The organism is Variovorax sp. RTB1 (assembly GCF_035018765.1).
Classification (GTDB): domain Bacteria; phylum Pseudomonadota; class Gammaproteobacteria; order Burkholderiales; family Burkholderiaceae_C; genus Variovorax.
Window position 1 is genome coordinate 18,619 of sequence record NZ_JASJXG010000003.1, and the last position, 11,901, is coordinate 30,519.

2 protein-coding genes are annotated in these 11,901 nt (G+C 65.0%); both read left to right on the plus strand.

Annotated features, from left to right (window positions below; genetic code table 11):
* The first annotated feature begins 173 nt into the window (after window positions 1-173).
* A complete protein-coding gene (locus QN397_RS02775) occupies window positions 174-6,872 on the plus strand; it encodes a polyketide synthase (RefSeq protein WP_323500012.1) in 6,699 nt (2,232 codons plus the stop codon).
* Window positions 6,869-11,899: a non-ribosomal peptide synthetase gene (locus tag QN397_RS02780; protein ID WP_323500013.1), complete on the plus strand. Its 5,031-nt coding sequence runs from the start codon at window positions 6,869-6,871 to the stop codon at window positions 11,897-11,899. The genes QN397_RS02775 and QN397_RS02780 overlap by 4 nt, the downstream gene beginning before the upstream one ends.
* Window positions 11,900-11,901 lie beyond the last annotated feature (2 nt).

Here is an 11,901-nt window from a genome sequence, read left to right on the forward strand (position 1 = left end):
GCCGCGTTCGTTCTCGCGAAATAGGCCGTTGAACATGTCGTTTGGCCTGTGGTAACCGACTTGGTCTCTCGGCAGGATGGTGCCAGCGGGCAAGAGTGAGTGCTTTGTAATTAAGTGAATATCGGTTCTGATCTTGTTTGTGCACTGATCAGGCCGGGGCCAAAGGATCTTCGATGACAGCTTTCATACCGGTACACCAGCGCATCGCGTTGCGTGCGGCGGCGAACCCGAAGAAGGTGGCTGTATCTTGTAACGGCGTATCGATCACTTACGAAGAGCTCAACAGCCGCTCGAACCAGTTGGCGCGACGTCTGCAGCGCGCCGGAGCAGGTCGCAACAAACTGATAGCCATCGGCATGGAGCGTTCCATCGACATGGTGGTTGGACTGCTCGCAATCTTGAAATCCGGTAGCGCCTACCTCCCGATCGATCTCGAATATCCGATGGAGCGACTCGATTTCACGATCGGTGACGCGCAACCGGTGGCGATGCTGACCACCGCAGCCAGTGCGGCCGCCATGCCGGCGTCGTCGGCACCGGTGTTCCTGGTGGACGACGGCAGTGCGGCAAACGAGGACAGCAGCAACGTCGGCACGGCCGACCCCGATGCGCTGGCCTATGTGATCTACACCTCAGGTTCTACTGGCCGGCCCAAGGGCTGCCTGGTCACGCACCTGAACGTCACCCGGCTTTTCGATGCGACCGATGCCTGGTACGACTTCGGGCCCGACGACGTGTGGCCGCTCTTTCACTCCCACGCCTTCGACGTGTCCGTTTGGGAAATCTGGGGATCGCTCAGCTACGGCGGTCGACTGGTCGTGGTGCCTTACCTCACAACGCGCTCGCCCGACGACTTTCTCGCATTGCTGGTGCGCGAACAGGTCACGGTCCTGAATCAGACGCCATCGGCTTTCAGGCCGTTGATCGAAGCCGATCGGCGCGCCGCGCTGGCACCGGACGCGCTCCATTTGCGCTACGTGATTTTCGCGGGTGAACCCCTCTCCTTCGAAATGCTGCGCCCGTGGTACGAGCGCCACGGCGACACAGCGCCCGTCATGGTCAACATGTACGGCATTACCGAAACCACCGTCCACGTCAGCTATCGTCCGGTGAGCTGGCAAGACCTCGAACTGCGCCGCGGCAGCATGATCGGCTGCCCGATTCCCGATCTGCGCATCGACCTGCTGAACGAACAGTTGCAACCCGTGGCCGATGGCGACATCGGTGAGATCGTCGTGAGCGGTCCCGGCGTGACCAACGGCTACCTCCGACGCCCCGACCTGACGGCGCAACGGTTCATCGACTGGACCGACCCGGCCACTGGCGCAACCTTGCGCGCCTACCGTTCCGGCGACCTCGGAAAACGCCATCCCGATGGGGATATCGAATGCCTGGGTCGCATGGACCATCAGGTCAAGATCCGGGGCTTTCGCATCGAGACCGGCGAGATTGAGAACCTGTTGCTCGGGCATCCGGGCGTCAGAGAGTGCGCTGTGCTGGCTCGCACCGACCATGCCGATGGCGAACCGCGGCTTGTGGCTTATGTCGTGATGGCTGCAGGGCATGTGCCGGCGTCCGAACTCCGCAGCCACCTCGCCAAGGATCTGCCGCAGTTCATGCTGCCGGCCGCCTTCGTCGAGCTGCCCGTGTTGCCCATCACCGAAAACGGCAAGCTCGATCGCCGCGCCCTGCCTGCGCCGCCGCGCGAACGCCCCGAGCTCGCGACGCCATATCAGGCGCCATCGACTGCGCTCGAAGATCAGGTGTGCCAGGTGTTCACCGAAGTGCTGGAGATCGACCAAACCGGCCTTGCGGACAACTTTTTCGAACTTGGCGGCACCTCGCTGCTGGTGACCCGTGCACTGGTCATGCTGCAGGACGCGGGTCAGCGCACGCTGGGCGTGACAGACTTTTTTGCCGACCCGACGCCGCGCGCGCTGGTTCGACTGTTGCTCGCACCGACGGCACCTGCGGCCTTGTCACCCGGTGTCGCCGGGGCCCGTGTCGAGCGCACTGGCAGCGGTCTGGAACCCGTCGCCATCATCGGCATGGCGGGACGCTTCCCCGGCGCGGCCGACATCGAACAGTTCTGGGACAACCTCTGCGCTGGCCGCGAGACCATCACCTTTTTCGACGACGCCACGCTGGACCCGAGCGTGAGCGCCGAACTGCGCGCCGACCCGGCCTATGTCAAGGCGCGTGGCGTGATCGCCGATACCGAGATGTTCGATGCCGCCTTTTTCGGCATCAACCCGAAAGAAGCTGCGCTGATGGACCCGCAGCAACGCATCTTTCTGGAGCTGTGCTGGGAGTGCGTCGAGCGGGCCGGCTATGCGCCCGACATTGCGCCAGGCACCGTGGGCGTGTTTGCCGGCATGTACGGCAGCACCTACCTGCACCGCCATGTGATGCCGCGCCCGGACCTGATCGAGCAGGTCGGCGACTTCCAGGTGATGCTGGGCAACGACAAGGACTACATCGCCACCCGCGTGGCGCACCGGCTCAACCTGACCGGCCCCGCCATCAGCGTTCATTCAGCCTGCTCGACCTCCCTGGTCGCGATTGCGCAGGCGTTTTCTGCGATCCGCAACGGCGACTGCGATATGGCCCTGGCAGGTGCCGCTTCCATCACTTCGCCGCCCCGCAGTGGCTATCTTCATGAAGACGGCGCGATGCTGTCGCCCGACGGCCACACGCGCAGCTTTTCTGCCGGGGCCCAAGGCACCGTGTTCAGCGACGGCGTGGCCGTTGTGCTGCTCAAGCGACTGTCGGCCGCACTCGCCGATGGCGATACCGTATACGCCGTGCTGCGCGGCACGGCCGTCAACAACGATGGCGGCGTCAAAGCGAGCTTCACGGCACCGAGCGTGGACGGTCAGGCCCGCGTGATCACCGCTGCGCTGGCCTCGGCGGGCGTCGACGCGCGCAGCATTTCGTATGTCGAGGCACACGGCACCGCGACGCCGATGGGCGACCCGATCGAGATCGCAGCGCTGACCAAAGCCTATGGCGCCCAGACCACGGACACCGGTTTCTGCGCCGTTGGGTCTCTCAAAAGCAATATCGGTCACATCGTCGCGGCTTCGGGGGCGGCCGGCCTGATCAAGACCGCGCTGGCGCTGCAAGGCGAATGCATTCCGCCTTCGATTCATTTCGATGCGCCGAATCCCGCGATCGACTTCGGCGCAACACCATTCCGCGTGACCGATCGCCTGCAGGCCTGGCCCCGCGGCGAGCAGCCGCGCCGGGCGGGCGTCAGCTCATTCGGCGTCGGTGGCACCAACGCCCATGTGATCGTGGAAGAAGCGCCGGTTCGGCTGCCATCGGACGCCACGGATGCGCCGCAGTTGCTAGTGCTCTCGGCCCGCTCGCCAGCAGCGCTTGCTGCCGCCAGTGCCCGATTGGCCGACCACCTCGAAGCCCATCCGGGCCTGTCGCTCGCCGACGTGGCGCACACCCTGCGTGTCGGTCGAAAGGCGTTTGCGCAGCGCGGCTGCGTCGTGGCATCGTCTACGACACAAGCGGTGACGGCTCTGCGCGCGGTCGAGGCGCCGATGCACGCCACCGGCGCGACAGGCGCCCGCGTGCCGCAACCGGTCTTCATGTTTCCAGGCCAAGGCGCGCAGTACGCCGGCATGGGCAGCGCCCTGTATGCGGCGGAGCCGGTTTTCCGCGCCGCGTTCGACGAATGCCTTGCCGCGTTCGGTGACGTGCTGCCCTTCGATCTGCGCGAACGCATGTTTTCGGTCGACATCGCGGCACTGGCGCCGACGTCGGTTACGCAGCCGGCCACCTTCGTTCTGGAATACGCGCTCGCCCGACAACTCATGGCGCTGCAGGTCACGCCGGTCGCATTGATGGGTCACAGCGTGGGCGAGTTCGTGGCCGCGGTGCTGGCCGGCGTCATGCGACTGCAAGACGCTGCCCGCCTCGTCGCGGAGCGCGGCGCTTTGATGCAAGCCTTGCCATCGGGGTCGATGCTTTCGGTTCGCCTGTCAGCCTTCCAAATGCAGGCGCGCTTGCCCGCCGGCCTCTCGTTGGCCGCCGACAACGGACCGACCGCCAGCGTGGTGGCCGGGCCCACCGACGAAATCGAACGCCTGCGCACACAACTCGAAGCAGATGGCGTCGCCGCCAAGCTGCTGCAGACCTCGCACGCGTTCCACTCGACCATGATGGATCGGGCTGTGGCGCCGTTCGAAGCCCTCGTGCACGGCATCGTGCTGTCGGCGCCCACGATACCGATCTACTCGACCTTGACGGGCGCCTTGTTGAAGCCCGAAGAAGCCATCGATCCGCACTACTGGGCACGTCATCTTCGCGAGACCGTGCGCTTTTCGCCGGCAGTGCAAGCGGTGCTGGCACAAATACCGGAAGCCGTGTTCGTCGAGATCGGTCCTCGCAACACGTTGGCGACGCTGGTACGCCAGCACGCGAACAAAGCACTGCCCGTCTCCGCGCTGTCCTTGCTCGCCGACCGCCCCGAAAACGAACGCGACGCGTGGCGGCTGGCCGTTGGCCGACTCTGGACGCTCGGTGCCGACATCGCGCTCGACCAGCTCGACACGCGCAATCGCAAGCACCGTCTGCTGTTGCCGACCTACCCCTTCGAGCGCAAGCGCTTCTGGGTCGACATCGAGCCCACTGCTTCCGCCATTCCTTCTATTCCTCCTTCTTCAATTGCCCTACCGGAGTCGTCCATGACCACCGCCGCTTCCACAGCCCTCTCGGCGCCCCCGCGACGCAGCAACCTGACCCTTGGTTTGCAAGCTCTGTTCGAGGACATCTCGGGTATCGACATGGCCGGCGCCGACGGCTCGACGCCTTTCGTCGAAATGGGTTTCGATTCGTTAACGCTCACGCAGGCCGCCCTCCAGGTCAAGAAGCAGTTCAAGACAAATCTAAGCTTCAGGCAGTTGATGGAGAGCTACCGGACATTCGATTCGTTGGCCGCGTACCTCGACGCCACGCTACCGCCCGATCCGATCGCGACACCGGTTGCGGTCCCTGCTCCCGTCGCGGCCGTTGCGGTGGTGGCGCAGCCCGCGTCAGTCGCGATGACGTATGCCGCACCTGTGGCTCCCATCGCCATGGACACAGCCAGCGGCACGCTCGTTCAGCAGGTCATCGCGCAACAGATGCAGCTGATGCAGCAACAGCTGGCCTTGTTGTCGGCAGCGCCTTCATTGCCCACGCCGGTCGCGATGTCAGCCATGTCGGCAGCACCCGCCGCAGTGGCGCAGGTTGCAGCGAACGCGCCCGTCGTTGCGATACCTGTCGCAACCATCGCTTCTGAAACGCCATCGGCCGAGACCGAAGGCACGATGAAGTACGACGTCAAGAAAGCGTTCGGCGCCATCGCCCGTATCCACACGCAGTACAAGGAGCCGACCGACCGGCAAAAGGCACGGCTGGCGTCGTTCATCCGCCGCTACACCGAGCGCACCGCCAAGAGCAAGGCTTTCACCGAAGCCAACCGGCCTGTGATGGCCGACCCGCGTGTGGTCAACGGCTTCCGCCCGGCGACCAAGGAAATGGTCTATCAGATCGTGGTCGAGCGTTCCAAGGGTTCGCAGTTCTGGGACATCGACGGCAACCAGTACGTCGACGTGCTGAGCGGCTTCGGCATGAATCTGTTCGGCTGGCAGCCCGACTTCGTGAACGACGCGGTGAGGAAGCAACTCGACCTCGGCTACGAAATCGGCCCGCAGCATCCATTGGCTGCCGACGTGTCGCGCACCATCTGCGAACTCACCGGCCACGACCGTGCAGCACTGTGCAACACCGGCTCCGAAGCCGTGATGGCCGCCATTCGCATCGCACGCACCGTGACGGGCCGCAACACCGTCGTAGTGTTCACCGGCTCCTACCACGGCACCTTCGACGAAGTGCTGGTGCGTGCCGGGCGCGAGGCCAAGGGCATGCCTGCCGCGCCGGGAATCATGCGCGGCATGTTCGGCGACGTGCGCGTGCTCGACTACGGCACGCCCGAAGCACTCGAATTCATTCGGAACAACGCCGACGACCTGGCCGCCGTGCTGGTGGAGCCGGTGCAGAGCCGTCGCCCCGACTTCCAGCCGCGCGACTTCCTGCGCGAGGTGCGCGCCATCACAGAGAAATCCAAGACCTGCCTGATCTTCGACGAGGTCATTACCGGCTTCCGTTCACACCTCGGCGGTTGCCAGGCCATCTTCGGCATTCGCGCCGACCTGGCTTCCTACGGCAAAGTCATCGGCGGCGGCTTCCCGGTTGGCGTGGTCGCCGGCAAGCGCGAGTACATGGACTCGCTCGACGGCGGCGCCTGGCAGTACGGCGACGACTCGATCCCGACCGTGGGCGTCACCTACTTCGCCGGCACCTTCGTGCGCCATCCGCTGGCACTGGCTGCTTGCAAGGCATCGCTCGATCATCTGAAGGAATCGGGCGAAGGCTTGCAGACGCAGCTCAATCTGCACACCGCCGCGATGGCCGACGAGCTCACCGCCTTCTGCCGCGAGGTCGGCGCGCCGCTCGAGATTCGTTACTTCACCTCGCTCTGGCGCATCAGCTGGCTCGAAGACCACCCGTTCCAGGATTTGATGTTCGCCATGATGCGCAGCCGCGGCGTTCACATCCTCGACAATTTCCCGTGCTTCATGACGACGGCGCATTCGCACGAAGACATCGCGCGCATCAAGTCGGCCTTCAAGGAATCGGTCGCGGAGATGCAGGAGGCGGAGTTCCTGCCGCGCCGCGTGACGGCCGAACCGAGCTTCGATGCCGCCCATCCGCCCGTGTCCAACGCACGCCTCGGCCGCGACAAGGACGGCCAGCCCGCTTGGTTCGTGCCGGACCCGGCCGCCCAGGGAAAATTCATGAAGATTCAGGCATGAGCAGCGCAGTGATGGAAGTCCCCGACATGGAAGTCCCACCAGCCGCATCCGCTGCAGCCGAATTCGATCCCTTTGCAGGCGGCGCGATCGCGCAGATCGTCTCGACCACCGAAGCGCAGCGCGAAGTGTGGCTCGGCGACAAGTTGAGCCAGCAAGCCTCGCTGGCGTACAACGAAGCAGTCAAGCTGCGCCTGCGCGGTGTGCTGGACACGCGCGCACTCGCTGCCACGCTCGACAGCCTGATCGCACGTCACGACTCACTGCGGACAACGTTCTCGCCGGACGGCACGCAAATGCTGATCGGCGAAGCATCTCCGCTCTCGATGAGCGAGCACGACCTGGCGCATCTGGATGCCAAGGCGCAGGCGAAGTCGCTCGACGAAGATTGCGTCACCGCAGTCACGGAGCCGTTCTCCCTTGAAGAGGGTCCACTTTTCCGCGCAGCGCTGTACCGGCTTTCGCCGATCGACAACGTGCTCTTGATGACCGCGCACCACGCGGTCTGCGACGGCTGGTCGTGGGGCGTGATTACCGAAGAACTCGGCCAGCTGTATGCCGAAAAAATCGGTGAAGGGCCGGCTCTGGAGGCCGCGGCGCAATACGCCGACTACACCGTATGGGAAGCGGCCGAAACGGCCAGCCCCGCGATGCAGGACCACGTCGACTACTGGCTCTCGTGCTTTGGCGGCAGCACGTTGCCCGTACTCGAATTGCCCGTCGACCATCCGCGCGCTGCGGTGCGCACCTTCACCTCACAGCGCATCGATCACCTGCTCGACCGCGAACTCGTCGACGGACTCCGCAAGGTCGGCGCAGCATCGGGCACCAGCCTGTTCGCGACGATGTTCGGCGCCTTCGCCACCCTGCTGCACCGCCTGACCGAACAAGATGATCTGGTCATCGGCATTGCCGCTGCCGGGCAGATGGCCGCCGATATGCCGACGCTGGTCGGGCACTGCGTCAACTTGCTGCCCATGCGCGTGGCAGTCGACGGACAGTTGCCGTTCCATGCACTGGTGCGCCAGTCCGGTACCGCGCTGCTCGACGCTTTCGAGCACCAGTCGCTGACCTATGGCACGTTGCTCAAGAAGCTTCCCGTGCCGCGCGACCCGAGCCGGCTGCCGCTGGTCAACGTGCTCTTCAACGTCGACCGCGATGCAGCACCGGGCAATGGCACCTTCCCGGGCCTCGAGGCGCAGGCGAGCAGCGTGGCGCGCCGCTTCGAAAACTTCGAGCTGTTCCTGAACGTGACGCCCGTCACCGGCGGCATGCAGGTAGAGACCCAATACAACGCCGACCTGTTCGACGAGCAGACCGTGCGCCGCTGGCTTGCGATGTACGAGTGCCTGATGCGCTCGGCGGTGCAAGACCCTTCGCAAGGCCTGGCCCGCATGAACATGCTGCCGGCGACCGAAGCGGCTGTGCTGCGCGCGCTGCAGCCCGCTGCAACGCCGGTGTCGGGTCCGGCGCTCATGCACGCAGGCTTCGTCGCGCAGGCGGCTCAGCAACCGACGCGCGCCGCGTTGCGCGCAGGCGTGACGGAGTGGACATACGCCGAACTCGACCAGCGCTCCAACCGTATGGCGCACGCGCTGCGCGCTCGTGGCGTGCAGCGCGGCCAGCATGTTGGCCTGTGCCTGAACCGAAGCGCCGACATGGTCGTCGCCGTACTGGCCATCCTGAAGTCGGGCGCCACCTATATCCCGCTCGATCCTGAATTTCCGAAGGCGCGGCTCGACTACTACGCCGAAGACGCGAAGCTCGCGCTGCTGGTGACCGACTCGCAAACCGAAGCCGCACCGCGCGCGTGGTGCGCCGATGCAGGCGATCGTCTGTTCGAGATCGACAGCGACACCTCGTGGCTCGATCTACCAGGCGAGGCACTGACGCCGAGCGCCAAAGACGCCTTACCTGAAGACCCGGCCTACGTGATCTACACGTCGGGCTCGACCGGCAAGCCGAAGGGCGTTTGCGTGCCGCACGGCGCGGTCGCCAACTTCTTGCAGAGCATGCATCGCGAGCCCTCGATCACGGCTGACGACAAGCTCGCCGCCGTAACCACGCTGTCGTTCGACATCGCCGTGCTCGAGCTGATGCTGCCGCTGATCGCCGGCGCCGAAGTCGTGATGGTGCCGCGCGAAACCGCCATGGACGGCAACGCGCTGGCCGCACTCCTCGACGCCACCGGTGCAACCATGATGCAAGCCACGCCAGGCATGTGGCGCTTGCTGGTCGATGCGCAATGGCAAGGCCCACGCGGCTTCCGCGCGCTGGTCGGTGGCGAGAGCCTGCCTGCCGACCTCGCGCAAGAAATGCTGCTGCGCTGCGGCGAAGTCTGGAACATGTATGGCCCGACCGAGACCACCGTGTGGTCGACGCTCTGGCGTGTAACTGCGGCAGGGCTGGCCGACCGCAGCGTGTCGATCGGCAAGCCGATCGCCAACACCACGGTGTGGATCGTCGATGCGCAAGGGCAGCCCTGCCCCGTCGGCATCCCCGGTGAAATCTGCATCGGCGGCAAGGGCGTGACGCTCGGCTACCTCGACCGGTCCGAACTGACGGCGGAAAAGTTCGTCTCGGATCTGCTCGGCGGCACCGAGGGCACCATGTACCGCACCGGCGACCGCGGTCGCTGGCGCAACGACGGCCTGCTCGAACACATGGGCCGCTTCGACTTTCAGGTAAAGGTCCGCGGCTACCGCATCGAACTCGGTGAGATCGAGGCGCGCTGCGATGAAACCGCCGGCGTCGCACGCAGCGTGGTCATCACGCGCGAAGACCAGCCGGGCGACGTGCGTCTGGTGGCCTACCTTGCGACGTCGCCGGGCGCTTCGATCGACCTGGTAGAACTGGACCGGCACCTGCGTGCCCGCCTGCCGCAATACATGGTGCCGCAGCACGTGGTGGTGCTCGACGCCCTGCCGCTGTTGCCCAACGGCAAGGTCGACCGCAAGGCGCTGCCCAAACCCGAAGCTCCGCAACACGACGCAGCAGAACGCGTGGCGCCGCGCAACGACGGTGAACGCCGCGTGCTCGAGGTGATGGAAAAGGTCTTGAACCTCCCAGGCCTCGGCATTCGCGACGACTTCTTCGCGCTGGGCGGGCATTCGTTGCTGGCCGCGCGGCTCGCAACTTTGCTCAGTCGCGAGTTCGACATCACGATTCCGCTGCGCACCCTGTTCGAAGCGCCGACGGCGGAACGACTGAACGAAGCGGTCGAAGCGATCGTCAGTTCGGGCGCGCCGCGCCGCGAGCCGATCGTTCATGTCGCAAATCGTCGCAGCGCGCCGCTGACACCGATGCAGGAGCGCATCCGCTTCATCGAGGAGATGCACCCGGGCCGTCCTGTCTACAACGCACCGTCGGCGCACCGCCTGGGTGGCGCGCTCGATGTGGGTCGCTTCAAGGCAGTGCTCGGCGAGATCATTCGTCGCCAGCCCGCAATGCGCACGCAGATGGGCGTCGACCCGGAAACGAACGCGCCGGTCGAAACCATCATCGACGACATCGGCTACGAGCTGCCGGTGATCGACCTGGGTGCCATCCCTGCTGAGCAGCGTGAGGCCGAGCTGGCCGCACGCATGCAGGAACTGGCCGACCGGCCGATGGACATCCATCGAGCGCCTCTCTTCAACGCAGCGTTGTACAAGCTGACGGATGACGACCATGTGTTCGTCTTCGTGCCGCACCACCTGATCTGGGACGGCTGGTCTTTCGACATCCTGCAGACCGAGCTGAACGCGATTTACGGCGCCATGACGAAGGGCATCCTGCACGGCCTGCCGCCGGTGCCCATCAACCACGGCGACTACGCCGACTGGTACGCGCACTGGCTGCAGCAGCCCGATTTCCATGCGCACCTGCGCTACTGGAAGCAGCGCTTTGCGAGCGCGCCGTTGCCCAAGGCACCGCGCACCGACATGCCGCGCAGGGCCGGCATGAGCGGCGAAGGTGGCACGCACTGGATAAAGATCGACAAGGCGCTGACATCGCGCCTGCGCGACATCGGTCGCAACCAGGACGTCACGTTGAGCATGCTCACGCTCGGCGTCTACGTGCTGATGATGAGCGACGTGATCGACACGCGTTCCATCGTCATCGCGACGCCGGTGCGAGGCCGAGAAGCGCCCGAGACCGAATCGGTGATGGGTTTTTTCAACAACACGCTGCCGCTGTCGTTCCAGATAGATCGATCGTTGCCTTTCGGCGATTTCATGCGCTACATCAAGCAGGAATTGCTGTCGGTCATGAATCATCAGGAGGTGCCATTCGAACGCCTCGTGACCGAACCGGAATTTGCCGAACGTGCGCAACGCGTCGGGTTGTACCAAGGTCTCTTCTCGTTCCAGGATGCACGTGAGCGGCCGCGCGAAATCGGTGGTCTGGCCTATCGCCAGATGCACTTGCTGCAGCGCGGCGCCACCGACGACCTCGGCATATGGCTGATGGACAAAGCCGATTGCCTCGAAGGCGCGATCGTCTACAACGCCGACGTGTACCGCCACGAGACCGGGGCCGCTTTCAACGAACGCTATGCCGAACTCCTGCGCCGCGTATCGGAACACCCGGACAGCACGCTGGAGTCACTGGCCTCGTCCGAAGGTTCGGCCAGCGCGACATACCTGCGCCGCCTGGCACCGAGCAGTGCGGCCGCGATGATCGCCGACGCCCAGCGCGCCGCCGAATCACGCGCACGGCCTGCTCCTGACCTGCTGCTGCCCGAGCAGGCGCATCTCGCACAGGTCTGGGCCAGCGCCCTCGGCATCGACGTCAACGACATCCGTGCCAGCGACACGTTCTTCGATCTAGGCGGCGATTCGCTGCTTGCCATGCGCGTCATCGCGCAGGCCGAAAAGGTCATGGGCTTCCGCATCGAGCCACGTCGTTATGTCTTTGAAAACCTCGGACAACTGGCTGTGACCGCATCGGGCACGGCGCTTGATTCAGTGGCCTCGACGTCGAACGACGACGAACCCAAACGTGGCCTGCTGGGTCGTGTTTTCAGCGGCTGGTCCCGCAAACGTTGAGG